Raw genomic sequence first — 24,924 nt, forward strand, 5'->3', positions numbered from 1 at the left:
AGCCCCGGTTTGCCGGGGCGTTATAGAGGACGTAACCGATGAATAAACAATATCTTGATTATTTAGCGTTAAAAACGGAACACCCACACCTGTATGCCCGTGATCTTGCAGCGATGATGGCGATCAGCGAAGCAGAATTGACCTTAATTCGTTGCGGTCATGATGCACAATCGCTGCAACCGGAATTTGAAGCGCTGCTAAAAGGATTGGCGGCAGTGGGCGAGATTAAAAGCTTGGTCCGCAATGATTACGCCGTCCATGAGCAAATTGGACGTTATGAGAATCTGCATTTTGGTCCTCATGCCGGTTTGGTATTAAACCCCCGCGCACTGGATCAACGCTTTTTTCCGCAACAGTGGCACAGTGTGTTTGCCTTGACCGAATTAGGTGTTTCGGGTGAGCGGCATAGCCTACAAATTTTTGATACCCAAGGGAACGCGGTGGTGAAAATCTATGCGACCCCGCAAACCGATAGTGCTGCATGGCAAGCATTGATAACTCAATGGCAGCAGGTCACCCCCTCTACGCTCGCGCTCCAGCCTTTCCCTGCGGTCATGCAACCGTCAGAGATCGATCCACAGAGGGTGGAACAAGAGTGGCGCGCCATGACCGATGTTCATCAATTTTTTCAATTGCTGCGTCGTCATCAACTCACTCGGCAACAAGCCTTTAAGATGGTCAGCGATGAGTTGGCTCGCCAAGTCAGTAACGACAGCGTTGCACTGTTGCTTGAGCGTGTTCAGCAGCAGCAGAACGAGATCATGATTTTTGTCGGTAACCGCGGCTGTACGCAGATCTTCACCGGTCGTCTCGCCAAAGTGGTAGAGATGAAAGGTTGGCTTAATATCTTCAACGATCAGTTCACCTTACACCTTCAGGATAAAAAAATCGCTGAAACCTGGATCACGCGCAAGCCTACGGCTGACGGGCACGTTACCAGCCTTGAGCTGTTTGCAGAAGATGGCACACAAATCGCCCAGCTTTATGGACAACGGTCTGAAGGGCAGCCAGAACAACCGCTCTGGCGTCAACAACTTGAGGAATTAGCGGGAGAACTCTGCTAATGAAATATGTCGTATTACTTCTCTGTTTCGTCACGATCCCCGTGACGGCTGCGCAGCGGCTGGTCTCGATTGGCGGTGACGTGACCGAGATTATTTATGCACTGGGCAGTGGCGATCAACTGGTTGGCCGCGACACGACTAGCCAGCGCCCGGAAGCAAGTCTTAAGCTGCCCGATATTGGCTATATGCGTCAATTAAACAGTGAAGGAATACTGGCGCTTAAGCCGACGTTAGTACTAACTAATGCGCAGGCCCAGCCCTCTCAAGTCTTCCAGCAAATCGAAAAAGTCGGTGTGAAAGTCGTCACCGTCCCGGCGACGCCACAGTTGTCGGAGATTGCGGTCAAGGTCAACACGCTGGCTCAAGCTCTGGGAAAGACGGCACAAGCACAGCCGATCTTGCAGCGGTTGGATCAGCAGTTGAGTGCGCTGAAACAGGTCCCGGCCGGTGGCAGTCATAAAGCCCTGTATATTATGGCGAATCACGGTATGCAAAGCTTGATTGCGGGTAAAGAGACCGCCGCAGACATTGCGCTACGCAGTGCAGGATTGACTAACGTCATGGGGCAGGTGCCACATTATCAGCAGATGTCACAAGAAGGTGTGATAGCGGCCGCACCCGAAGTGATTATTATTGACCAGCACGCTTTGCAGCAGATGGGCGGTGCCAGCCAGCTCTGGAAACTTCCTGGATTAGCCCTAACGCCCGCCGGGAAAGCGCGTCGGGTGGTGGTGATCGATCAAATGGCACTACTAGGGTTCGGGATCGACACACCGCAGGCTATTCTCAAACTTCGTCAAGATGTGGCGGAAAGCTATGCGCGTCAGCCTTAACCGCCAAATGACGTTGCTGATCTTTATTGTCTTGCTGGTGATCAGCGCCGTGGCGGCGACCCAGCTTGGGGCAATGAGGCTGTCGTTAATCGAGATTTGGCAGCAACCCTTCGACAGTATTGTCTGGCAAGTCTGGTTAACCATTCGTGTTCCCCGTGTACTCTTGGCCCTGCTTATCGGTGCCGCACTCGCGGTATCGGGCACCATTATGCAGGGGCTTTTTCGTAACCCGCTTGCGGATCCTGGGCTATTAGGGATTAGCAGCGGAGCAGGGCTTATGGTGGCGTTGGCCTTGCTCTTGCCTCTTCAATTACCCTTATTCGCCAGTTTATGGTTACCGGTTATCGCGGCCTTTATCGGCAGTTTATTGGTCACGGCGCTGATTTTTCAATTGAACAAGATTAGCCAAGGTCAACTCTCCCGCTTACTGCTGCTAGGGATCGCGATCAATGCCTTATCGGGATCGCTAATCGGCGTGCTGTCCTGGTTGAGTAACGATCAACAGCTGCGACAGCTTTCACTCTGGGGAATGGGATCCTTAGCCCAAGCCCAATGGTCGGTGGTGGGGATCTGCGCGCTGATCATCATCCCGACCTCACTGTTACTGCTGCGATCGGCCCGCGCCTTAAACCTCTTACAGCTTGGCGAAGAGGATGCCTTTTATAGCGGCTTGGATGTGTTACGGGTTCAGCAGGGTTTATTAATCGGTAACGCCTTGTTGGTTGGTACCGCGGTTTCTTTCACCGGTATTATTGGCTTTATCGGTTTGGTCATTCCTCATCTGGTAAGAATGGTATTTGGGAGCGATCATCGTTGGTTATTACCCGGATCGATCATTGTCGGCGGATTACTCCTGTTGCTGTCGGACACCCTAGCACGCACCCTAGTTCAACCCGCTGAAATGCCTGTTGGCCTCTTGACCAGTCTACTGGGGGCACCGTGGTTTTTTATGTTGATCCTGAAACGCTTAAAGGCCAGTTATGCATAATACCCTTACCGCGAGGCAGATTGGACTGCAGACGGGATCGCGCACCTTAATTAACCCCTTAGATCTGACGCTTAAACTGGGCGAGTTTGTCACCATTATGGGACCGAATGGGGCAGGAAAGTCGACACTTTTACGGTTATTGACCGGCTTTCTTAGCCCAACAACAGGCGAGTGTTGGTTGGCCGGTAAGCCTTACCCCCAGTGGCAGAGAAGGGAACTCGCAGGCCAACGGGCCGTGATGCGCCAACATAATCAACTGGCTTTTGCCATGTCGGCAGAAGAGGTGATCGTATTAGGGATCAGCCAGTACGCCATGCAGCGACAACGCATGATCGTCGACCAGGTCGTTGCGCTGATCGGTTGCCAAGCGTTATGCGATCGCAATTATGCCACCCTGTCGGGAGGCGAGCAGCAGCAAATTCAGTTGGCCAGGGTGCTGGCACAGCTATGGAAAGAGGACCAACCGGAGGGATGGCTATTTCTTGATGAGCCGACCTCGGCTCTCGATCTCTTTCATCAACAACATTTGCTGCGTTTACTTCATCGGTTAACCCGCAACGGAAAGCTGATGGTCTGCGCGGTCTTGCACGATGTCAATCTGGCCGCAACCTGGTCGGATAGGATAGTGGTGATACAGCAGGGGACCTTGGTGGCCGATGGGTCGGTACAGCAGGTACTGACAGAATCGCAGCTGACGGCGTGGTATCAGGCTGAATTAAGCGTGATTCAGCCTGCTTTGTCCTCTCACCCCATCGTGTTATTGAATAAGTGAGTGCTTAATCATTGAACTGTAATTCATGGTACTCCCCTTCATCAGGCGTACGGCGGCGTCGCGGTGGCGCACTCGATTCCTCAGGGAAAGGGCGTTGACGGGTGGCAAACAGCGTTTCATAAAGATCGTTATCATAATCGCTCATAGGTAAACCTCTTCAATGTGCCGATGACTGTCGCTAGCTTGCCGCAGCAAGATGACAGATTGATGACATGTTCAGAGTGAGTTCGGTCTGCCACCCTGCTGGGCGCAGACCGAGTCGCTTAGCGATAGCCGAAAGTCTGTGCAGTCAGTGTGAGTTTGCCCTTAAGCACGGGGGTAGCAGCATCGGTGGCTTGATAGATCTCGTACTCTTCACCTGCAATCGACCACTGTTGTTGAGCACTGTCCCATTGCGCCACCACTCGCGGTTCCAGACTCAGGCTGACGCGTTGTGTTTCTCCCGGCGCGAGGGTGACTTTCTGAAAAGCCACTAATCGCGAGGGATAACGCCCCGAGGTGGGACGCAGATAGATCTGAACCACATCGCTGCCTTCTCGTTCGCCACAGTTGATCACGGTTAAGCTGGCCGTAATGTCGTCAGAGGTCTGGCAGAGCTGTAAATCCTCATAGCCAAATTGCGTATAGGAAAGGCCAAAACCGAACGGGAATAAGGGGGTTAACTGTTGGCGTTCAAACCAGCGATAGCCGACATCGGCCCCTTCGACGTCGTAATCAATCTCGAAGATCTCGCCTTTCACCTCCACTCCAGGCAGTGAGGTGGTGGTGCTAGGATCGACTTGCTCGGGATGGGGGAGTTGTTGCGCTGCAGCGGGGAAGGTAATAGGCAAGCGTCCCGCGGGATTGACGCGACCAAAGATCACACCGGCGATTGCCTCGCCCCCTCCTGAACCAGGATACCAAGCTTCGAGTACCGCCGGGACCTTATCGAGCCAAGGTAACGTCACCGCGCCACCTGTTTCCAGCACGACGATGATCGTCGGATGCACGGCAGAGAGCTGATCAATTAATTGATTTTGATGATCATCGAGATCTAATCCTTGCGCATCCAGTGCTTCGGAGCGCCACTCCTCGGCGAAAATAATCACAGCATCACTGCCTTGACTAGCGTCGAGTGCCTCCTCGATCGAGTCTCCGGATACAAAATCGACCTGTTTGGCGAGTGAATTTCGGCGAATAGCGGCCAGCGGCGAGCTAGGATGGTAGACCTTTGGCGTTTGGATCCCCATAAAATCGACGCCTTCTTTCTGTAAGCTACCTTGTGGTGTCACCGCGGAGGATCCGCCACCGGCCAAGACACCTTTATCAGCATGAGCCCCGATCACCACGATTCGGTTTAACTCGGGTGCGAGCGGCAAAGTTTGCTGGGCATTTTTCAGTAAAACAATGCCTTGCTCGGCCTCACGCTGAGCGATCAATTGGTGCCAACTATAGTCGAGACGATTACCGCGTTGAGCAGGATGTTGGATAGCGCCGCAGGCGAAGAGACTTCGTAAGATCCGCTGGATCATGCCATTAATCTGTTCTTCAGTGATCTCACCTTGCGCCATGGCCTCGCGTAGCGGTTGATCGAACCAAACACAGCTATCAAGATTGGCACCCGATTGCACATCCAACCCTGCCCGCACCGCTTTGGTTGCAGAATGCGTCGCCCCCCAGTCCGACATGACCCAGCCAGCATAGTGCCAGTCGCCTTTTAACACCTGTGACAATAGAAAATGGTTTTCCGAGGCCCAATCGCCATTGACTAAGTTATAGCCGGGCATCACCGCGCCGGGCTTGCCGATATCAATAGCCAGTTCAAAAGCGAGTAAATCGGACTCGCGCAATGCCGATTCACTGATGCGGGAGTCCGCCAGCACTCTACCGGTTTCTTGAGCGTTAACCGCGAAGTGCTTGACGGTAGAGACCACATGTTGAGATTGGATCCCCCGTACACTGTGACCGGCCATCACGCCAGTCAGCAACGGGTCTTCAGAGATATATTCAAAGTTACGGCCACCACGCGGCTCGCGAATCAAGTTTGCCCCGCCGGCGAGTTGCACATTAAACCCTTTACCAAAGGCTTCGCGTCCTAACATCTCGCCGGTGGTTTGCGCCAAGTCTGGGTCGAAAGAGGCGCCTAACGCGAGGCTACTGGCGAGTGCGGTAGCGTGATCCCCTGGGCGGACACCGCCCAATGCACTGACTCCTAAACTGGCATCACTCTGTTGTAATGCCGGGATCCCTAAACGAGGAATTGCCGGATAATAAGCGGCTGAACCGATCGCCTCGGCGGGTAGCGTATCCCCTTTTTTTAATGGGATAGCCATCGGTCCAGAGAGCCACGCAAATTTTTCATCCGTCGTCATCTCGGCGACGACGGCAGCGGCTTGCTGATCGGCTGTTAAGCCAGGTTTTTGCCAGGGGAAAGACATTACATAAGCTCCTAAGCGTAAGGGGGTATACTCTTAGCTTAGTCGCCTATAGGAGGAGAAAGGAGGGATCCGTGCGCTTAAATTTGGAAATCGTAACCGAGCTCTGTATTTTCGCTGACGCCGCGCGCTATCTGCTTTAACTCGTCTTCAGAAAGGTTAGGGTTGCAGAGTGTCATAAACTGCCAGAGATAGTCGCGCTGTAGCTGACCCTGTTTCACCCCTAACCAGACGGTATTACTATTAAAAAGGTGGCGGGCGTCTAATGAGGTCAGTTCCGGATCATCCTGATCCGCTGCGGTCTCGGCAATAATCCCGATCCCCATTCCCAAACGAACATAGGTTTTCACCACATCAGAATCTTGTGCGCTCAGTACCACATTAGGCAGTAATGAGACGGCCTGAAAGGCCTCATCAATCACTGAACGCCCCGTCATTCCAGCGCGATAGGTCACCAGCGGCCAGTTTGCCAGCTGTTCAAGACTGAGTTTATCTTCCTGAGTGAGCGGATGATCGTGCGGCACTAATATACGATGATTCCATTTAAACCATGGAAAAGTGGTTAACTTTCCACTGTGTGCTAATCCCTCTGAGGCAATGCCAATATCTGCTTCGCCGGAAATAACCTGATCGCGGATCTCTTCGGGTGTAGCTTGATTGAGCACGACTTGAATATGCGGATAGCGGCTACGAAACTGCTTCAGGATAGCCGGTAAAGAGTAACGGGCTTGGGTATGCGTGGTGGCAATAGTTAATACTCCTGCCTCTTGCGCGGTGAATAACTGGCCCAACCGCTTAGCCTTGGCTGACTCGTCTAAGATCCGTTGGGCAATCACTAACATCTCTTTTCCCGGTCCTGTCAGTCCCAGCATACGTTTACCGTGACGAATAAATAATTCGACGCCCAGTTCGTCTTCTAACTCACGGATATGGCGGCTGATGCCAGATTGAGAGGTATAAAGGATTTTTGCTACCTCAGTTAAGTTGCACTGGCAGCGGGCAGCTTCGCGAATAATTTTAAGTTGCTGGAAATTCATAAGGCTTGCTCTTTCGGCATCGAATGACCCCCACAGTAGTAAATTGCTTTCAATTAAATAAATAATTAAAACGCAAACGTTATATCACAAAGATATAATGACGATAATTATCGGAAAATATCCCTCTTTTACTAATTAACCTTAACCAATAAATAAAAAAACAGTATAAAAACCTGTCTATAACCGATAACCCTTTAGCTAATTAACCGAAATAGTTAGCATAAATTGTGTTATTAACCAGAAAAGGAAGCGAGAACATGATTGATAAGGTAACGGCCGAGCATTACTCATGGGGCGACCAGTGCGACGGCTGGTATTTACTTAACCGCCAAGACCTATTAATTATTCATGAAAAGATGCCAGCCAATACTGCTGAGCGCAGGCATTATCACGAACAGTCCCGACAGTTTTTCTTTGTTTTATCGGGACAGCTGGATATGGAACTGGCGGGGCAAACGCATCGTTTACAGGCTCAACAAGGCCTAGAAATCCCGCCTAACGTCCCACACCAAGCCCGCAATACCTCACAACACGCCGTGGAGTTTTTAGTTATTTCCCATCCCAGCACGTGGGGAGATAGAAACGATTTACCGGTTTTAACCTGAACATGGTCCATCTGCTATTTATTCATTAGCAAAAAATATGCTATTCAATGATCAATTAACTATTTCCAACGGCTTCTTTTTTCTTTTAGAACTAAGGCATGATGAATAATTAAGAGAAGCCTTATGCCTTTTCGTCTGAGTATTCTAGATAAGTGCCCTCGACAGCCGGAAGAAACGAGCCAGCAAGCCTTGCAAAATACCCTAGCGCTTGCCCGTTTGGCCGAGCAAGCAGGCTATTATCGCTACTGGATTGCCGAGCACCATAATACTTCTGCGCTGGCCAGTCCTTCGCCAGAGATTGTCTTGGCATGGTTAGCGGCGCAGACCAAGACGCTGCGACTGGGAGCCGGTGGCGTAATGTTACAGCACTATAGCCCTTATAAAGTGGCCGAGAATTTCCATCTTTTGGCGGCGGTGGCACCCGGACGTATCGATCTGGGGATCGGCAAAGCGCCGGGAGGATTACCGACATCGACGCGTGCATTACAAGGTCAGGCCCCAGGCCAGCACGGTAGTTTCGCGCAACAGCTTGCCGACGTTAATCGTTATCTTACGCAAGCGGATCCGGGATTACAGGCGACTCCCTTACCGGCAATCTCCCCCCCACGCTTTCTGTTAGGCGCAAGCCAACAGAGTGCGGAACTCGCTCACGCTGTGGGATGGAACTTTGTGTTTGCGGCACATTTGAATGGTGATGATCAGCAATTGGCGAAGGTAACCGATTTCTGGCAGCAGCAGACGCAGCGGCCAACGCTGGTCGCGGTGCAGGTGGTGATTGCCGCAAATCGCGCCCAAGCGGACGCCTTGGCAGCCTCCCTCGAAACCTGGCAGTTAGTGTTGGAGAACGGACAACGGGTTAATCTTGCGTCTTCGCAGCAAGCAAAGACCTTCGCGCAGCAGGCGGCAAGTGGTATTGTCAGTCTGGAAAGAAAGTATCCGACGGTCATCGCCGGCAGTGGCGAAGAGGTATTCGAACGTTTAGTACAGCTGCATCACCGCTACCAAATTGACGAATTTATTATTGATCTGCCGATTACTGATCCGGCCCATCGCCAGCAAGCGCTTACACGGCTGGCCGCAGCACGCCAAGCGGCACGTTATGTTTCAGATCGCTTTTCGATCTCTGGAGCAACCCCATGACAAAAATATTGACGGCCGTTGTACGGTATTTTACTGACGATTACGACGATACAGTATGGCTGTGGCGCAGTTCGCTGCCTTATTGTATGGCCTGTTACAGCCTTAACGACTCACTCTAATTTTCTCTTTTTTGAATCACTCACCGCGCCCTGTGCGGAGGACCCGTTATGTCTACAATTCGCCAACTACGTTTAGGTACGATGATCCATGGTGCGTCTGGCAATATGGCCGCATGGCGACATCCGTCGGTGACCGCCGATGCCAGTATTAATCTTAACTTTGTAAAACAGACGGCTCAGCTCGCTGAAGCAGGGAAGTTTGATTTTATTTTTGTCGCCGATGGCCTCTATATCAACGAGAAATCGATCCCCCATTTCTTAAACCGTTTCGAACCGCTGACGGTTCTCTCGACCTTAGCTGCCTTAACCTCGCATATTGGTTTGGTCGGGACGGTTTCGACCTCCTACAGTGATCCCTTCACCGTAGCCCGTCAATTTGCCAGCCTTGACCATCTTAGCGGGGGGCGAGCCGGTTGGAACGTGGTGACCTCGCCGCTTGAAGGTTCTGCCCGTAACTACTCTCGCGCTAAACATCCCGAGCATAGTTTGCGCTATCGTATTGCCGATGAGTATCTGCAGGTGGTGAAAGGCCTGTGGGACTCGTGGGAAGAGGGGGCTTTTGTACGCAATAAAGAGACTGGGCAATTTTTCGAGCCGAGTAAGTTGCATACTCTTAACCATAGCGGCGAATTTTTCCAAGTGGCCGGGCCGCTAAATATTGAACGCACCCCGCAGGGTCGGCCTGTGGTCTTTCAAGCGGGGGCCTCCAGTGATGGTAAGCAGCTCGCCGCGCGCCATGCGGACGCTATCTTCACTCATCAACATAGCGTGTCCGAGGCACAACAATTTTATCGTGAGGTTAAACAGCAACTTCCGCGTTATCACCGCCGAGCGGAAGATTTACATATCTTCCAAGGGGTATCGGTGTTGATCGGGACGGATGCCGAGGATGTCGAGCGGCAGTATCAACAGATGGCTGCGCTGGTATCCATCGATGACGCCTTAAATTATTTAGGGCGCTATTTCGAACATCATGACTTCGGCCAATATCCTCTCGATCAGCCTTTCCCTGAACTGGGTGCGCTGGGGACCAATAGCTTTCGCAGTACTACCGATGAGATTAAACGTGTTGCTCGCCAGCGACAGTTAACCCTGCGGCAAGTTGCCTTGGAAGCCGCCACGCCTCGTCCACTTTTCCATGGCACGGCAGAGCAGGTGGCCGAGGGATTACAGTACTGGTTCGAGAACGACGCCGCGGATGGTTTTATCATTCAGGGGGCGACACCGGAAGTGCTTGCCAAGGTGGTCAATCAGGTGGTCCCACTGTTACAGCAACGCGGTATCTATCGTCAAGATTACCCCGGGCAGACATTACGAGCGTCGCTGGGACTGCCAACCCCGGTAAATTCCTTCACTCAGGCGATTAGCCGACAGGATGTAGCATGAAAAAAATGATGATCCTCGCCGCGCTACTCTTTCCGCTCTCAGCGTTGGCCGAAACAGCAATCAACGGTACAGAAATTAACCTCAAGGCTAACGAGCAGCCAATAACCACCGCTGCCAATCCCGCTGCCATCGCTAAGCTGCCTAAAGGCCTGACATTAGCGCATCCCGGCGAGTTTACTGTGGGGATTTCCGGGGAAGGTTCCGCGCCCTTAACGGTCTATGCCGAGAATAATAAAACGTTAATCGGCAGCGAACCGGATATTGCACGCTTGGTCGCTTCGGCATTGGGTCTGAAACTGCGTATTGTCGTAACTTCTTGGGAAGATTGGCCGCTGGGCGTGACCAGCGGTAAATACGATGCGGCCATCAGTAATATTACCGTCACCAAAGCGCGTAAAGAGAAGTTTGATTTCGCGACCTACCGTAAAGACTTATTAGGCTTTTATGTGCCGACTCACAGCCAGATTACCGCCATTACTCGAGCAGAGCAGGTAGCCGGTAAGCGGATCATCGTCGGATCGGGCACCAATCAAGAAGCAATTTTATTAGCCTGGAACCAACAGAATATTCACGCTGGGCTGGCGCCAATGACGCCGGTCTATATGACCAGCAGTGCTGCGCAAGCGCTCGCTCTGCAGTCAGGGCGCGCCGATGCGTGGTTTGGACCTAACGTTAATGGCGCTTGGCAAGCCGCTAAAACAGGACGAACGCATTTAGTCGGTAATGTCGATGGGGGATGGCCTCAGGCGGCCCATATTGCGGTCACGCTGAAAAAAGGCAATGGCTTAGCCCCAGCGGTGGCGGCCGCCCTCGACAGTGCCATTAAAGACGGGAGCTATCAGCGGGTACTCAATCGTTGGGGGGAGGGGGTCGAAGCGATTCCTGCCTCGGAAGTCAATCCAGCAGGCTTGGGCGATTAGGAGGCCACTATGTTAGCAGAAGGTTTTCGTCAGGTATCACCGGAAGATAAACAGCTAGTGCCGATTTTAACCGGGCTGTTCGCGGAATATAGCGCGCGTTATGGTGACTATTTTTCCCGGCATAATGAGGTCGAACTTACCGAATGGTATTTGCCGCCACAAGGCCTATTTCTCCAGCTGGAACAGCAAGGTGAAATTATCGCAACCGGTGCCTTTAAGCCTTATGACGATAAGACTGCAGAGGTGAAACGTATTTGGACCCGTCGCGATTTACGGGGGCAAGGGATTGCCGCCAGAGTCATGCAGCAACTGGAGCGTAGCGCTTGGGCGGCGGGCTATCAATATATTTATCTCAGCACAGGTTTTCGCCAACCCGAGGCCGTTGCCCTCTATCGCTCCTTAGGCTATCAGCCGCATTTTGACCTCTCAAAAGACTTCGAAGAGTACGGGCAGCCCCCCTTCGATGGTCGCTTACGCTTTACTAAGGCGCTTAATTTCAGTGCGACGCAAGACGTCGCGTAAGGATGCACTATGTCTTCACAGCCTTCATTGAAAGTTATTCCTGCTCGGCATCCATGGCGCATCGTCGGCGGGGTTGCCGTCGTCTTTATTGCCGCCACCTTGGTACAATCTATCGCGTTCAATCCCCGCTGGGAGTGGGGGGTTTTTAGCGAGTGGTTCTTCAACCCGGTGATCCTCGAAGGCGTTGAAACAACACTGCTGTTGATGGTGTCAAGCGCACTGCTCAGTATTGTCGTGGGGGGCTTATTGGCGGCGGCCAGAATGTCAGACTCCCCGCTGGTGGTGGGATTGGCATGGGGTTATATTTGGATTTTTCGCTCTCTGCCGCTACTGGTTGTACTGATTATTTTGTACAACTTCTCCTACCTCTATGACACGGTCAGCCTCGGTATCCCTTTTACTTCATTCAGTTATGGGCATTTCCAAACGATCAATGTGTTAGGGCAATTCTCCTCTGCGGTGATTGGATTGACCTTGGTACAAAGTGCTTATACCGCTGAAATTATTCGCGGCGGCTTTAATAGCGTCGATGCCGGGCAGTATCAGGCAGCGGCAGCATTAGGGCTCTCTTCGTGGCGACGGACATGGCGCATTATCTTACCGCAGGCCTTGCGGGCGATTTTACCGGCAGGAGTTAATGAAATTATTAGCCTAGCGAAAGGTACCTCAATGGTTTATGTGTTGGCGATGCCGGAACTGTTCTACACCGTGCAGATGATCTACAACCGCAACCAAGAAGTCATTCCGCTGTTAATGGTCGGCGCGGGGTGGTACTTAGTCATCACTACCGGTCTATCGTTACTGCAATATGGGGTGGAGCAAGCGATTACTCGAAGCGAGCGGCGAGCGGCAGAGCCAAGTTCGATCACGCGCCTGGCAGCTCGTTATCTGCCTTTACGTTTTGTCACTCGCCAAAAAGCGGAGGCTGCTCATGCTCACACGCGCTAATGTCCCAGGTAAAATCTCCATCACCAATGTCAGTAAGCACTACGGAAGCTTTCATGCGTTAAAGCAGATCAATCTGGAGATCCCGGCGGGATCGGTGACGGTGATCATCGGCCCCTCAGGGTCCGGAAAATCGACACTACTGCGCACCATCAACCATTTAGAGGGCATCGATCAGGGCTTGATTACCATCGATGACGACTATATCGGTTACCGGCGTAAGGGGGACAAACTCTACGTTTTAAAAGAAAATGCCATTCTTAAACAGCGGGCGCAGGTGGGGTATGTCTTCCAAAGCTTTAACCTTTTTCCTCATATGACCGCGCTGGAAAACGTTGCCGAAGCCCCGATCGCGCATCGAAAGTTATCGCGACATGCGGCCAAAACCCAGGCCTTAGCCCTATTAGAGCAGGTTGGCTTAGCGCATAAAGCGCACGCTTGGTCACGACATCTTTCCGGTGGTCAACAGCAACGTGTGGCGATCGCTCGGGCACTGGCACTTCGCCCGAAAGTCTTGCTATTTGACGAGCCGACCTCGGCCCTCGATCCCGAGTTAGTCGGCGAAGTGCTGACGGTCATTGAACAGCTCGCCCGTTCGGGCAAGACCTTAGTGATCGTCACTCACGAAATCGCCTTCGCTCGAAAAATTGCCGACCAAGTGGTGTTTATGGTGGAGGGGGAGATCGTCGAGCAAGGCCCGGTTGAGCAAGTATTGGATAATCCCCAACATAGCCGAACACGCCATTTCTTGGCCAATGTGCTTTAGGAGGCCAGATGCGTTACGCAAGCTTAACCCCGTTATTATTGTTCTGCGCGGTACAAGCGCACGCCGCGGTGGACTTGAAAGCGAATGAAACGCCGCTGAACATACCGGCGGATCCCAAAGCGATAGCGCTATTGCCGGCCGACTATCGGCTGGCGCATGCTGGGCAACTGACGGTGGCCGTTTCCGCCCAAAACTCGCCACCGCTATCGCTCGTCGCGAGTGATAACCGTACGCGTATCGGCAGTGATATCGATATCGCTCGTCTGCTGGCGCAGAGTTTGGGGCTTACCCTAACCGTAGTGCCGGTGTCATGGGAAGAGTGGCCGCTGGGCTTAAAGAGTGGGCGTTATGACGTTGCGCTGGTCAATATCGCTGTCACCGAAGCGCGTAAACAGAAATATGATTTCGCGACGTACCGAACAGATTCGCTGGCATTTAGCGTCAAGCACGACAGCCCCATCAAGCATATTGCCACTGCGAAAGATATTGCCGGTCAGCGGGTGATCGTTGGCTCAGGCACCAATCAAGAACGTATTTTACTTGACTGGAATGCGCAGCTGCAGCAACAGCATCTCCCTCCTGCGACCCCGATTTACCTGACTGACGATGCGACCACAACCTTATTCCTGCAATCGGGGCGTGCGGATATTACGTTCGGCCCGCAGGCGGCAGCCGCGTGGAAAGCAGCACTGAACGGCCGCAGCAGAGTGGTCGGTTATAACCCTTATAAGGCTTGGGTCGCCACCACCACATTAAAAGGTAATGGTTTGGTGAAGGCGCTTAATCAGGCATTAAACGACGCGATAGCCTCCAGACACTATCAAAAAATTCTATCACGCTGGGGGGAAGCGCAAGAGGGCGTTTCCTCCTCGCAAATTAATCCTCCTGGCATCACCTATCAATAAATAATTTCTCTGGGCGGCAGAGTTAACGCTAAGCTATAGTGTCAGCGTTTTGCTTAGGGGGCCTTATGTTACGAGTAGCTGTGTTATTACTTGGTTTGTTAGCGGGAGTCTTTCCGTCCTTTGCCGCCCCGATTCCATTTCAGTTGGCCGATAGTAGCTATGTTTTGCTGCGGTGGAATATGATTGGTAAGTCCGATTACCATGCGCGCATTACTGGCCTGCGCGGAGATATTGTTGTCGACCCACAGCACGACGTGGCAGACCGATTGCGTATCGATATGCCGATCGCGAACCTCGATGCTCATCACCGTGTGCTGACCTGGGCATTGAAAAGCCACCAATTTTTTGATCAAGCCCAATACCCTAATGTCACCTTCACCAGTAGCCGTATTATCGATATGGGAGAGGGCCGTTATCGGGTATTAGGTTCATTGAAAATCAAAGAGATGACTCGTCCTGTTATGCTTTACGGTAAGCGCAGTGACGATTCACAATTACAGGCCAGTGGCGGATATTTACGACTTTCTGGTACTATTACCCTATCGCGCCAAGCCTTTGGCATGGGACAATATCCCGCATTGGTTGCGGACCCTATTCAAGTCGATATTGTCCTCGTGGCAACTACACCGTAATGTTGGATACATTTGCTTTCATTATTTCACCCAATCTTTCGGTGACATTTTCTGCTTTCTGCGGTCAAACTGATTACTGAGGCCATACGTTGCCAAGAAATGTGGAATTTCTGGCGTAGAGGCTTCTTTTATTGAAGGCTTTATGAAAAAAACTGGGCAATTTCAGCTAAAAATTTTACATCCTCGATACTGGTTCACGTGGTTTGGACTCGGCGTATTGTGGCTGTTAGTGCAACTCCCTTATCCTATCTTGATTCGATTGGGAGCAAAGGCCGGTAAAATTTCACGTCGTGTCTTGAAGCGACGCGAGTCGATCACTCGGCGAAATGTGCAACTCTGTTTTCCGAATATTCAAGAGCAAGAGTTAGAAGCGCTGATCGCTAAGAACTTTGAATCGTTAGGGATGGCCTTGGTCGAGACCGGTATTGCATGGTTTTGGTCGGACAAGCGGGTACGCAAACTCTACTCCGTATCAGGGCTCAATAATTTACAACAAGCGCAGCAAGAGCAGCGTGGTGTAATGGTGATTGGCGTACACTTTATGTCGCTTGAGCTGGGTGGGCGTATTACCGGCCTCTGCCAGCCGATGATGGCGATGTATCGTCCGCACAACAACCAAGCGATGGAATGGGCGCAGACCAAAGGGCGTATGCGTTCGAATAAAGCGATGATTGACCGTCGTGATTTACGCGGAATGGTCCATGCATTGAAACAAGGTGAAGCCGTATGGTTCGCACCGGATCAAGATTACGGTCCTAAGGGAAGTGTATTTGCGCCTCTCTTCGCGGTCGATAAGGTGGCGACCACTAACGGGACTTTCGTTTTATCAAGACTGGCGAAGCCCTCTATGCTGACCATTGTGTTGATTCGTAACAGCAACAAAAGTGGTTATCAGCTGATTATTCAACCGCCACTGCAAGATTATCCTTATGAGGACTCGCAAGCGGCAGCCAGCTATATGAATAAGGTGATTGAAACTGAAATACTTCGGGCACCGGAACAATATCTCTGGTTACACCGCAGATTTAAAACCCGTCCACCGGGCGAAGTATCACTTTACGGTTAATGGAAAAGAGCGCCTTGATGGCGCTTTTTTTATCCCTAATCGGCAGGGCTCGTCTATAGTTACTTCATCTTGAATGACGTTGGAAATACCATGAACATTACGCAGTGCGGACCGGACGAGTGGGCAGATTTGGTCGATATCTTTTCCGAAATGGAACGCTATCATCACCCGCAAGCCATTATTGCCGCGGAGCAAATGGCCAAATATCTAAAAGATAGAGTTTTTCCTGCGCATTCTGGGACAGAGATTTATAAAGGGATGCACGATGGGCGTATCGTCGCCTTTGCCTGCGTGACTATCCTCTATCCAGTACCACGCTACAGTGGACAGATGTTTATCAAAGAGTTGTTTGTGTCTGAGCAATACCGCCGTAAAGGCTTAGGTCATCAAATGATGGCGTTTATTGCACAGCGCGCCCAAGAGAAATCCTGTAGCCAACTCGATTGGTTGTCAGTGCGCGAAGACGAGGCTGCGCAGGGATTTTATGCCTCGCTTGGCGCAAAGGTGGTGGAAGAGGTGAATTATCATCGGCTTGATCAGCACTTTCTGACTCAGTTGGCGACTCAGCCTGAGCAGGCATAGCCTGTTAGGTAAGGACCTAACAGGCATTCACTATTTTTTATTGGCCAGATAGTGGTTAAGGAACATTTGCGCATCGCCACTTTGCGACAGGGTTTCGCTGTAGTGCAGGGTAATCGGGTCAGGCTCATTAGGTAAGAAGAGCTGGCCGCGATTCTGTTTCAGAATTAATACGACGTGACGTTTATTTCCTTGGCTGACCGAGTAATGCAGCGCGTCGTTAACCCGAGTAATCTTCATTTTCTGAATCACGAGATTCCAATCGTGATCAGCATCTTCAATTTGCACTAAGGCTTCCTGCGCTTTACGGTCGCCAATCCGTAATGTCCACACTTTAACCCCGAGATCGCCACTGTAAGCAATCACTCGTTCAGCAACGGCTGGCCGTGCCTCGGCATAACTCATCCGAGAAAATAAGGTTAATAGGAGTAGCGTGATGAAAGCTAAAAAGAAGGGGATAAACCTATAAAGACGAGACGTATTCCAGTTATTCATAATCGCTCCTTGCGTTAAGTGGAGCAATAGTATGAAAGTTGAGGTAACCCTTGTGAAGCCGATTCTTTCTTTCAGGATAAGCTATCGAGAAAAAAGCTTAATTTTATTACATTAATTCCGGCCTGATAGAGAGGATACGAAAGTAGTATGTGGCTAAGCACCAGTGCTACGGAAGCATTTGTTGAACTTGTCAGTCACTTTCCCTTTTATGGACTTAAATCACGATAGTTGGTTTTAACACTGCGCCCAGGCAAGCCGTACATAAAAAAAGGGCCGTAATCGGCCCTGTATCAGTAACAAGTCACTCGGCTCTACGGACTCATTTACGCAGTTTGGGGTCGAGCGCATCGCGTAAGCCATCGCCTAATAAGTTAAACGCTAGCACGGTAAGAAAGATGGCGAGAATAGGGAACAGCGCGACATGCGGTGCCATAACCATATCTGAACGCGCTTCGTTCAACATCGCTCCCCATTCCGGTGTCGGCGGTTGAGCGCCCAAGCCAATAAATGACAGGCTGGCTGCAGAGATAATCGAAACGCCGATACGCAGGGTAAAAAAGACGACGATCGAGGAGAAGGTCCCCGGCAGGATATGTTTGAGTAGAATATGCGTAGTGGAGGCGCCAATACTGCGTGCCGACTCCACCCACGTCAGTTGTTTCAATACTAAGGTATTGCCACGAACCAGGCGGGCAAAGGCGGGAATACTGAAAATAGCGACCGCAATCACCACGTTAGACATCCCCGGCCCCATTAGGGCAACCACTGCGATAGCTAAGAGGATCCCCGGAAAGGCGAAGAGAACATCACAAATACGCATGATAATCCTATCTGCCCAGCCCTCGAAATAGCCAGCAACCAAGCCCAATACTGTACCGATAACCGATCCCAGCGCCACAGAGAAGACACCCGCTAACAGAGAGATTCGTGTTCCTAAGATAACTCGGCTAAAGATATCACGTCCTAACGCATCCACGCCGAACCAGTGCATAAGGCTAGGGCCTTGATCGATTCGGTCATAATCAAAATAGTTCTCGGCATCGAACGGCGTTAGCCACGGTGCAAAAATGGCGACAATAAAAAGTATCACCACAAATAGCCCGGCGGCCACCGCCACCGGCTGTTGGCGAAAGCGCAGCCAGAACTCGCGGAGCGGTGGCTGCGGTGTTGCCGGATCGAGGGTCGGTAGGGATTTTAAAGCCGCTTCGCGGCGCCAATTTTTCATCACCCCTCCTCAGCGGTAGCGAATAGTGGGGTTAACCACAGCATAAAGGATATCGACGACTAAATTGATCACGATAAACTCACAGGAAAAGAGTAGGACCAACGCCTGAATAACGGGGTAATCACGGTTTTCGACAGAATCGATCAGTAGACGCCCAAGGCCTGGCCAGTTAAATACCACTTCAACGACGATCGCGCCCCCTAACAGCAGGCCGAACTGCAGCCCCATCATGGTAATGACCGGAATCAGGGCGTTACGTAAGCCATGTTTAAAGATAACGCGACGCGGGCTTAAGCCTTTCGCGCGCGCCGTGCGCATATAGTCCTCGCCCAATACCTCAATAAAGGAGGCGCGAGTAAATCGTGCCATCACCGAGGCTACCGACGCCCCGAGGGTGAGAGAAGGCAGGATATAGTGGCGCCAGCTATCGGCACCGACCGTCGGTAACCAGCCGAGCTGGACGGAGAAAATTTGCATCAGCAGTATCCCTAATGCAAAAGCAGGAAAAGAGATACCGGATACGGCAATCAACATGCCTAGTTTATCGGGCCAGCGGTTGCGCCACACTGCAGAGGCAACACCGATAAATAGGCCAAACAGACATGACCACGCCATGCTACACAGAGTGAGTAGCAGCGTTGGCATAAAGCGGCTAGCGATCTCTTCACTTACGGGGCGTTGCGACGACATCGATTGACCTAAGTCACCCTGCAGTAACCGAACGATATAATGCCAAAACTGTTGCGGCAGAGGTAAATCTAGCCCTAATTGATGGCGTACCATGGCGACAACTGTGCCGTCAGCATTCGGTCCCGCCAACAGACGAGCCGGGTCGCCTGGTAAAAGGTGAACAAACAGAAAGACGAGAATGGCGACAATCAATAACGTCGGCAGCATCCCTAGCAAGCGTTTTAGAAAATAATTGAGCATGCATAGCCTCGAGTTATGGGCAGGCGATGCCTGCCCGAGACAATCACTTCAGATCGGCATTATCAAAATCAAAACCAGTATCTGGCATGACATTGAAATGGGTGAGGGCCTTATTATTGGCTGAAACAAGCTTCTCAACCACCAGCGGGATCCACGGTTGGTCATGCCAGATCTTATCTTGCGCATCTTTATAGAAAGCATTTTTCTTGGCGGCATCGGTCGCATTTAAGGCATCGGCTAAATCTTTATCCACCTGTGGGTTGCTATAAAAAGCGGTGTTAAAGATGGCCGGTGGCCAAGAGCTGGTCGCAAACAGCGGTGTTAAGGCCCAGTTTGCTTCACCCGTCGAGGCGGTCCAACCGGTATAGAACATCCGCACGCCACTCTCTTTTTGTCCCTTGTCTTCGACCTGTGCAGCACGTTGCCCCGCATCCATTGCCGTCACCTGGGCTTTAATCCCCACCATGGCAAGTTGTTGCTGGGTAAACTGTAATACTTTCTGCGCTGTAGAGTGGTTATGGGATGACCATAACGTGGTTTGGAACCCCTGAGGGTAACCGGCTTCTTTTAACAGCTGACGCGCTTTCGCTGGGTCATAAGGAATGGCCGGGTAGTGTTGGGCATCGGCAATCGCTGGCGGCACAATTCCCGTCGCTGGGGTGGCATAGCCTGCAAACGCCACCTTGGCTAAGGCTTCACGGTTAATCGCATAGTTTAAGGCTTCACGGACCTTCGGGTTATCGAAAGGTTTTTGCGTCACATTAAGGCTAATGTAGCGCTGCATAATTGAAGGCCAGCTCACGACCTCTAGCTTATTATTCGCCTTTAAGCGCGGAGCTTGCTCGTAAGGGATTGGGTAAGCGAAATCTGCCTCACCGGTTTGTAGCATCGCCGCACGGGTATTGTTATCGGCGACAGGGCGCCAGACGATGCTGTCTAACTTAGGTAATCCTTTTTGCCAATAATTCGGCCATTTTTTTACCGTCATGGCATCGGTCTGGTTCCAGCTCACAAATTGATAAGGGCCGGTACCGACTGGGTGGAAGCCAATCTGCTTACCGTATTTTTGCAATGCGGCAGGCGAAATCATCACAGCAGAAGGGTGCGCGAGGGTGTTGATAAAGGCTGAAAACGGCTTTTTCAGCGTAATTTTCACCGTGTGCGCATCGACCGCTTCGGTCTTGGCGATATCGTTAAATAAGTTGTAGCGTTTTAAATGGCTATCAGGATTGCTGGCGCGGTCAAGATTGACCTTAACGGCTTGAGCATCGAACGGCGTGCCATCTTGGAACGTTACATTGGGCCGAAGAGTCAGCGTATAGGTCAGCCCATCGTTGCTGACTTTATAGCTTTCCGCCAGCACCGGTTTGATCTTCATATTTTCATCAAAGCCGTAAAGCCCTTGATAAAACGATTTGGCAACGCTTTGCGAAAGGGTGTCATTCGCATCGTAAGGGTCCAGCGTGGTAAAATTCGAGCCCACGGCAACGACGATATTTTTTGCGGCAAAGCTCGATACACTGGCAAGGCTCGCAGTCATGCCTAAGGCTATTAGCCAAGGGCGCTGGCGTTTAGTGATCATAAAGTCTCTCCTGTCTGCAATGAAGGGGTTGCCGCATGGGTCGGCGATAAGGGGGAGGTCGACGCGTTTATCGCAACATAATGCCCTGGGGCGACTTCATTGAGGGTTACGCGTTCGGGGCCTTTTCCTAAGGGATAAATGGCGCTAGGGATCTCTTCAACTGCTGAAGAGAGTGGCGGGCGCTGACTTCTTGGGTCGGCAACCGGTACGGCATTAAGTAACTTTTGCGTATAGGGATGCTGCGGTGCGGCGAAGATCGCGGCACGCGGTCCCATCTCGACAATTTGTCCTTGATACATTACCGCGACGCGGTGGCTGATGCGCTCGACCACCGCCATATCATGGGAAATAAAGAGGAAAGCAAGTCCTTGCTCACGCTGTAAGTCAAGGAGCAGATTAATAATTTGCGCCTGCACCGAGACATCTAAGGCGGAGACAGATTCGTCAGCGACAATCAGTTTCGGATTAGAGGCCAACGCGCGAGCAATACAGATACGTTGGCGCTGCCCACCGGAAAATTGATGCGGATAACGTAACGCATGTTCCGCCGAGAGCCCGACTTTCTCCAGTAGCTGATGTGCGCGCTGTTGCGCTTGAGCCGGGGTGGCCAGCTTATGCACTAACAGGGGCTCCATAATCGAGTACCCCACGGTTTTTCGGGGGTCGAGCGAAGCGTAAGGATCTTGGAAAATAAACTGAATTTGCTGGCGCAAAGTATTCAGCGCAGAACCGGTTAGCTGATCGATCCGTTGCCCATTAAAAGTAATCGCCCCGAGCTGGCTATTGACCAACTGCAGTAGCGCACGTCCGGTGGTTGATTTACCGCAGCCGGACTCGCCGACTAGCGCCAAGGTTTCGCCCGCTCGCAAGTCAAAGCTCAGATGTTCTACCGCGTGCACTTCGCTGACCACCCGATTCAGGAGGCCGCCGCGTAGTGGAAAGCGGGTAACAAGATCCTTTACTTGCAATAGCGGCGCAGAGTGCTTATCGACCGTATCCTGGGTATCGTCTAACAGTTTCTCATCGCCGGGTAGGGCAAACTTTTGCGGGGTATCATAGGACTGCATATCCCCCAAACGAGGTACCGCCGCGAGTAATTGTCGCGTGTAAGGATGCTGAGGGGCGTAGAACAGGGTATCGACCGCCGCCGTTTCCAGCATCTGACCTTGACGTAATACCGTCACCTCGTCAGCCATCTCTGCCACCACGCCCATATCATGGGTGATAAACAGCACACCGGTATCCAGATCTCGCTGTAACTCCCGGATCAGCGTTAAGATTTGTGCCTGTAAGGTGACGTCGAGCGCGGTCGTCGGCTCATCGGCAATCAGCAGTGAGGGCCGACAGCTGAGAGCCATCGCAATCATCACTCGCTGGCGCATGCCGCCGGAAAGCTGATGGGGATAACGGCTAAGAATTTGCTTCGCCGCAGGGATCCGCACGCGCTCTAATAGCTGTAGACTCTGTTGCAGCGCTTCGGCATGAGAAAGCGGCTGATGTTGGCGTACCGATTCCGCTAACTGCTGACCCACGGTAAACACTGGGTTGAGGGAAGTCATCGGCTCTTGGAAGATCATCGCCACCTCGGCGCCCCGCACCCCTTGCCACTGGGACTCCGTCAGCTGCCCTAACTCAATCTGTTGTCCGGTTCGAGTGCGCAACAGCCGCTGCCCCTCGACATTCGCCTCTTTAGGCAAAAGCCCCATCAATGCCAGCGAACTGACCGATTTTCCCGACCCCGATTCACCGACTAACGCGAGAGTTTTGCCTCGGTAGACCTCGAGGTTAAGGTTATCGACCACGGAGTGAAGCCTTCCCTGTTGCGGGAAACCAATAGTCAGATTTTCTACGTGTAAGATGGGCTGAGACTGATGAGCTTGTTGATCCGTTTCCGACACCTTAACTCTCCCTTGTATGACTGCGCTAAAAATGGCAATGTTGGCGTGGTTACTGCACAACACACCCTGCGCAAATCGATTCACGCCTTAGCAAAAGTATATGATGTTTCTGAGGTTATGCCATTTGGACTATAAAAAGTCTTAGTTCGCTTGTAAATCAATAACCTTAACGAAGTAATAACGTTTTGTTATGTTCCTCGCCAAAAAGATCTAATCACTCGGCGATAAAACCTGGGGCCAGGCCGACAATAACCGACAATTCTGTAACACCGGCAATTGCTCACGCACCGCAGTGAGGTGCGCTTTATCTAGCTGCGCGAAGATAAGCTGCGGCCGTTCCCCTGCCTGAGCGATCACTAAGCCCAAAGGGTCGACGACAAGGCTATGACCGATATTTTTCACGCCACATTCGCCGCTTGCCGCAAGATAACAAGTATTTTCTAACGCACGGGCGCGTGTCAGCAACTCCCAATGTAGCTCTTTATTGGCCCCTTTTAACCATGCGGCAGGCAGCACCAACAACTCTGCGCCTTGCAAGGCTAAGGCCCGCGCCATCTCGGGGAAACGCAGATCGTAGCATGTCATTACGCCAACCCTAAACTCATCAACCTGTAATAAGGGGGGCAGGGTATGCCCAGCTATCACCTTATCTGACTCACGCACCGTAAAAGCATCATAGAGATGGATCTTATCGTAAGTCAGTAAGATTTCCCCTCCACGTAACGCCACTAACACGTTACGCGCTTTATTCTCCCCAGCCGGAACATGTAGCGTGAAGAGGGTCGTCACACCAAGTGTTTGACTGGCCGCTAATAGCTGCTGGATAAAGGGGCCCTCTAGCGGTTGTGCTGCCTCGATCACCCATTGGCTATCTTGATTATCCCGCGCTAACACCGCCTCTGGTAGCACCAGCAACCTTGCACCTTGCCGGTCGGCATCTTGCATTAGCTGGATGATGGTATTGGCATTTTCTTGCCATTCTCGACTTACTGACCATTGACCCAATGCGATATTCATTGCTGCTCCTAGTAATCGAGTGAGGGGACACCGATCACCACTGTAGAGTCTTTTGGATGCATCCCCAAGGAATTATTGCAATCTGCAAGCGGCTCAAGGCATGATACCTAAAAATGGAGAACGCGGAGCGTCAGCATGACACCACTTTTTGTGTATGGCACCTTACAGAAGGACCGTGAGAACGAGCATTTACTTAGCCGTATTGGCGGCGAGTGGATAGCCGCGACTATTCGAGGCACTTATTACCCCAAAGCCTGGGGGCTGGCCGCCGATTTTCCGGGCGTTATCCTCGATGAGCAGGCCGACGACGTTCCGGGGTATCTTTTTATCAGCCCGCAACTCGCTGAACACTGGCCAGCATTGGACGAGTTCGAGGCGGGCTACGACCGCATTATCACCACCGCGACCACGGCGGATGGGCAACGCTTTCAGGCCTGGGTTTATCAAGTTCAGCCACCTTTTCCAGCGTAGATTATTGAATTGTAATAATCCTAATCGCTGCAAAGAATCTGCCTTAAAAAACAGCAACTAACTCGACAGCACTGGATTAGGCTACTCGGATGCTTTATACTCCCTGCCACATTAAGGCCCCTTAGCTCAGTCGGTTAGAGCAGACGACTCATAATCGTTTGGTCCCCAGTTCAAGTCTGGGAGGGGCCACCAGATTTTACCTGTTAAATCAGGACATTAAGCCACTCAATTGAGTGGCTTTTTTGTTGGTTGATTGCCGAGTGGCGATAGAATGGCGATGCTTAATTTTACTTATTTTTATAAGACGTAAAAAAACCCGCTATTGCGGGTTTGATTACATGAATAAAAATTGCTGTCCGTTGCTTGATGGGTGAGGGGGAACTGGTGTTACTAGCTGAGGCCGTGTGATTATAGCTGTTACCGTCTCAAGAGATTTAAAAGTACATCCACAATTAATATTTTGGCATTGGTTGTAACGTTCTTTTGTATCATTACTCATTTTAACGCTACTTCGGGTATGCGCTGCATCGTGGCATATCGGGCAATTCATCATATCATTTTCCCCAAATAGGTATATAAGATTCACTTTTTGTGTATTTTGCGATTATACATA

At 51.5% G+C, this 24,924-nt stretch carries 26 protein-coding genes, 1 tRNA gene and 1 pseudogene; 18 read left to right on the forward strand and 10 right to left on the reverse strand.

Translation table 11 applies throughout. The annotated features are described in order from the left end of the window. Positions 1 to 38 precede the first annotated feature (38 nt). From HGT71_RS14090 to HGT71_RS14105, 4 genes are read left to right on the forward strand one after another with little or no spacing between them, the layout of a single operon-like run. The gene (locus HGT71_RS14090) at positions 39 to 1,064 is read left to right on the forward strand and encodes a hemin-degrading factor (protein WP_214218325.1); all 1,026 of its coding nucleotides are present in this window, start codon (positions 39 to 41) and stop codon (positions 1,062 to 1,064) included. After that, positions 1,064 to 1,897, forward strand: coding sequence for a heme/hemin ABC transporter substrate-binding protein (locus HGT71_RS14095; RefSeq protein ID WP_214218326.1), 834 nt, complete (start codon positions 1,064 to 1,066; stop codon positions 1,895 to 1,897). Before HGT71_RS14090 ends, HGT71_RS14095 begins: the two co-directional genes overlap by 1 nt. Continuing rightward, on the forward strand, positions 1,881 to 2,885 hold the full coding sequence (locus HGT71_RS14100) for a FecCD family ABC transporter permease (protein ID WP_214218327.1): 1,005 nt from the start codon (positions 1,881 to 1,883) through the stop codon (positions 2,883 to 2,885). Before HGT71_RS14095 ends, HGT71_RS14100 begins: the two co-directional genes overlap by 17 nt. Next, the gene (locus HGT71_RS14105; protein ID WP_214218328.1) at positions 2,878 to 3,657 is read left to right on the forward strand and encodes a heme ABC transporter ATP-binding protein; all 780 of its coding nucleotides are present in this window, start codon (positions 2,878 to 2,880) and stop codon (positions 3,655 to 3,657) included. Before HGT71_RS14100 ends, HGT71_RS14105 begins: the two co-directional genes overlap by 8 nt. 4 nt (positions 3,658 to 3,661) lie before the next feature. Here HGT71_RS14105 and HGT71_RS14110 read toward each other — a convergent pair whose 3' ends face one another. From HGT71_RS14110 to cbl, 3 genes are all read right to left on the reverse strand, one after another. Then, the gene (locus HGT71_RS14110) at positions 3,662 to 3,802 is read right to left on the reverse strand and encodes a hypothetical protein (protein ID WP_168174316.1); all 141 of its coding nucleotides are present in this window, start codon (positions 3,800 to 3,802) and stop codon (positions 3,662 to 3,664) included. Positions 3,803 to 3,920: 118 nt separating this feature from the next. Next, the gene (locus tag HGT71_RS14115) at positions 3,921 to 6,074 is read right to left on the reverse strand and encodes a beta-glucosidase family protein (protein ID WP_214218329.1); all 2,154 of its coding nucleotides are present in this window, start codon (positions 6,072 to 6,074) and stop codon (positions 3,921 to 3,923) included. Between the two features lie 77 nt (positions 6,075 to 6,151). Then, on the reverse strand, positions 6,152 to 7,108 hold the full coding sequence (gene cbl / locus HGT71_RS14120; RefSeq protein ID WP_214218330.1) for an HTH-type transcriptional regulator Cbl: 957 nt from the start codon (positions 7,106 to 7,108) through the stop codon (positions 6,152 to 6,154). 257 nt (positions 7,109 to 7,365) lie between these two features. Between cbl and HGT71_RS14125 the strand changes: the two genes are divergently transcribed. The 12 genes and pseudogenes from HGT71_RS14125 (at position 7,366) to HGT71_RS14175 (ending at position 16,696) form a co-directional block, all read left to right on the forward strand. Beyond that, complete coding sequence (locus HGT71_RS14125) at positions 7,366 to 7,713, forward strand: cupin domain-containing protein (RefSeq protein WP_214218331.1); 348 nt, start codon at positions 7,366 to 7,368, stop codon at positions 7,711 to 7,713. Positions 7,714 to 7,836: 123 nt separating this feature from the next. Continuing rightward, positions 7,837 to 8,853 carry an MsnO8 family LLM class oxidoreductase gene (locus HGT71_RS14130; RefSeq protein ID WP_214218332.1) on the forward strand — a complete coding sequence of 339 codons (1,017 nt, stop codon included), beginning with the start codon at positions 7,837 to 7,839 and terminating at the stop codon, positions 8,851 to 8,853. Next, a complete protein-coding gene (locus tag HGT71_RS15910) occupies positions 8,850 to 8,972 on the forward strand; it encodes a hypothetical protein (protein ID WP_277755776.1) in 123 nt (40 codons plus the stop codon). The genes HGT71_RS14130 and HGT71_RS15910 overlap by 4 nt, the downstream gene beginning before the upstream one ends. Before the next feature lie 48 nt (positions 8,973 to 9,020). Beyond that, positions 9,021 to 10,314: pseudogene (locus HGT71_RS14135) on the forward strand (LLM class flavin-dependent oxidoreductase); the annotation flags it as partial. A gap of 40 nt (positions 10,315 to 10,354) precedes the next feature. Then, positions 10,355 to 11,278, forward strand: a complete 924-nt coding sequence (locus HGT71_RS14140) for an ABC transporter substrate-binding protein (RefSeq protein WP_214218334.1) — start codon at positions 10,355 to 10,357, stop codon at positions 11,276 to 11,278. A 9-nt stretch (positions 11,279 to 11,287) separates the two neighbouring features. Continuing rightward, a complete protein-coding gene (locus HGT71_RS14145) occupies positions 11,288 to 11,800 on the forward strand; it encodes a GNAT family N-acetyltransferase (RefSeq protein ID WP_214218335.1) in 513 nt (170 codons plus the stop codon). A 9-nt stretch (positions 11,801 to 11,809) separates the two neighbouring features. Further along, complete coding sequence (locus HGT71_RS14150; RefSeq protein ID WP_214218336.1) at positions 11,810 to 12,748, forward strand: amino acid ABC transporter permease; 939 nt, start codon at positions 11,810 to 11,812, stop codon at positions 12,746 to 12,748. Further along, positions 12,732 to 13,511, forward strand: a complete 780-nt coding sequence (locus tag HGT71_RS14155; RefSeq protein WP_214218337.1) for an amino acid ABC transporter ATP-binding protein — start codon at positions 12,732 to 12,734, stop codon at positions 13,509 to 13,511. The genes HGT71_RS14150 and HGT71_RS14155 overlap by 17 nt, the downstream gene beginning before the upstream one ends. Positions 13,512 to 13,519: 8 nt before the next feature. Then, positions 13,520 to 14,416: a transporter substrate-binding domain-containing protein gene (locus tag HGT71_RS14160; RefSeq protein WP_214218338.1), complete on the forward strand. Its 897-nt coding sequence runs from the start codon at positions 13,520 to 13,522 to the stop codon at positions 14,414 to 14,416. A gap of 65 nt (positions 14,417 to 14,481) precedes the next feature. Beyond that, the gene (locus HGT71_RS14165) at positions 14,482 to 15,048 is read left to right on the forward strand and encodes a YceI family protein (RefSeq protein WP_214218339.1); all 567 of its coding nucleotides are present in this window, start codon (positions 14,482 to 14,484) and stop codon (positions 15,046 to 15,048) included. A 142-nt stretch (positions 15,049 to 15,190) separates the two neighbouring features. Then, the gene (gene lpxP, locus HGT71_RS14170; protein ID WP_099822154.1) at positions 15,191 to 16,114 is read left to right on the forward strand and encodes a kdo(2)-lipid IV(A) palmitoleoyltransferase; all 924 of its coding nucleotides are present in this window, start codon (positions 15,191 to 15,193) and stop codon (positions 16,112 to 16,114) included. A gap of 90 nt (positions 16,115 to 16,204) precedes the next feature. Then, positions 16,205 to 16,696: a GNAT family N-acetyltransferase gene (locus HGT71_RS14175; protein WP_214218340.1), complete on the forward strand. Its 492-nt coding sequence runs from the start codon at positions 16,205 to 16,207 to the stop codon at positions 16,694 to 16,696. A gap of 30 nt (positions 16,697 to 16,726) precedes the next feature. Here the strand turns inward: HGT71_RS14175 and HGT71_RS14180 are convergent, their stop codons facing one another. From HGT71_RS14180 to HGT71_RS14205, 6 genes are all read right to left on the reverse strand, one after another. Then, the gene (locus HGT71_RS14180; RefSeq protein ID WP_214218341.1) at positions 16,727 to 17,188 is read right to left on the reverse strand and encodes a hypothetical protein; all 462 of its coding nucleotides are present in this window, start codon (positions 17,186 to 17,188) and stop codon (positions 16,727 to 16,729) included. A gap of 319 nt (positions 17,189 to 17,507) precedes the next feature. Then, positions 17,508 to 18,413 carry a glutathione ABC transporter permease GsiD gene (gsiD, locus tag HGT71_RS14185; RefSeq protein WP_214218342.1) on the reverse strand — a complete coding sequence of 302 codons (906 nt, stop codon included), beginning with the start codon at positions 18,411 to 18,413 and terminating at the stop codon, positions 17,508 to 17,510. A 9-nt stretch (positions 18,414 to 18,422) separates the two neighbouring features. Then, on the reverse strand, positions 18,423 to 19,343 hold the full coding sequence (gene gsiC / locus HGT71_RS14190; RefSeq protein WP_099822151.1) for a glutathione ABC transporter permease GsiC: 921 nt from the start codon (positions 19,341 to 19,343) through the stop codon (positions 18,423 to 18,425). Between the two features lie 43 nt (positions 19,344 to 19,386). Then, positions 19,387 to 20,925, reverse strand: coding sequence for a glutathione ABC transporter substrate-binding protein GsiB (gene gsiB / locus HGT71_RS14195; RefSeq protein WP_214218343.1), 1,539 nt, complete (start codon positions 20,923 to 20,925; stop codon positions 19,387 to 19,389). After that, the gene (locus HGT71_RS14200; RefSeq protein WP_214218344.1) at positions 20,922 to 22,823 is read right to left on the reverse strand and encodes a dipeptide ABC transporter ATP-binding protein; all 1,902 of its coding nucleotides are present in this window, start codon (positions 22,821 to 22,823) and stop codon (positions 20,922 to 20,924) included. Before HGT71_RS14200 ends, gsiB begins: the two co-directional genes overlap by 4 nt. Positions 22,824 to 23,033: 210 nt before the next feature. Continuing rightward, positions 23,034 to 23,840: a deaminated glutathione amidase gene (locus HGT71_RS14205; RefSeq protein WP_214218345.1), complete on the reverse strand. Its 807-nt coding sequence runs from the start codon at positions 23,838 to 23,840 to the stop codon at positions 23,034 to 23,036. A 135-nt stretch (positions 23,841 to 23,975) separates the two neighbouring features. On the opposite strand from HGT71_RS14205, the gene HGT71_RS14210 reads away from it, so the two are divergent. Both HGT71_RS14210 and HGT71_RS14215 read left to right on the forward strand, forming a co-directional pair. Then, complete coding sequence (locus HGT71_RS14210; protein WP_214218346.1) at positions 23,976 to 24,311, forward strand: gamma-glutamylcyclotransferase family protein; 336 nt, start codon at positions 23,976 to 23,978, stop codon at positions 24,309 to 24,311. 115 nt (positions 24,312 to 24,426) lie between these two features. Further along, a tRNA-Ile gene (locus HGT71_RS14215) sits at positions 24,427 to 24,503 on the forward strand. A gap of 142 nt (positions 24,504 to 24,645) precedes the next feature. Here HGT71_RS14215 and HGT71_RS14220 read toward each other — a convergent pair. Further along, positions 24,646 to 24,864, reverse strand: coding sequence for an ogr/Delta-like zinc finger family protein (locus HGT71_RS14220; protein ID WP_214218347.1), 219 nt, complete (start codon positions 24,862 to 24,864; stop codon positions 24,646 to 24,648). Positions 24,865 to 24,924 lie beyond the last annotated feature (60 nt).

Origin of the sequence: Rosenbergiella epipactidis (genome assembly GCF_018494055.1) — a bacterium.
Classification (GTDB): Bacteria; Pseudomonadota; Gammaproteobacteria; order Enterobacterales; family Enterobacteriaceae; genus Rosenbergiella; species Rosenbergiella epipactidis.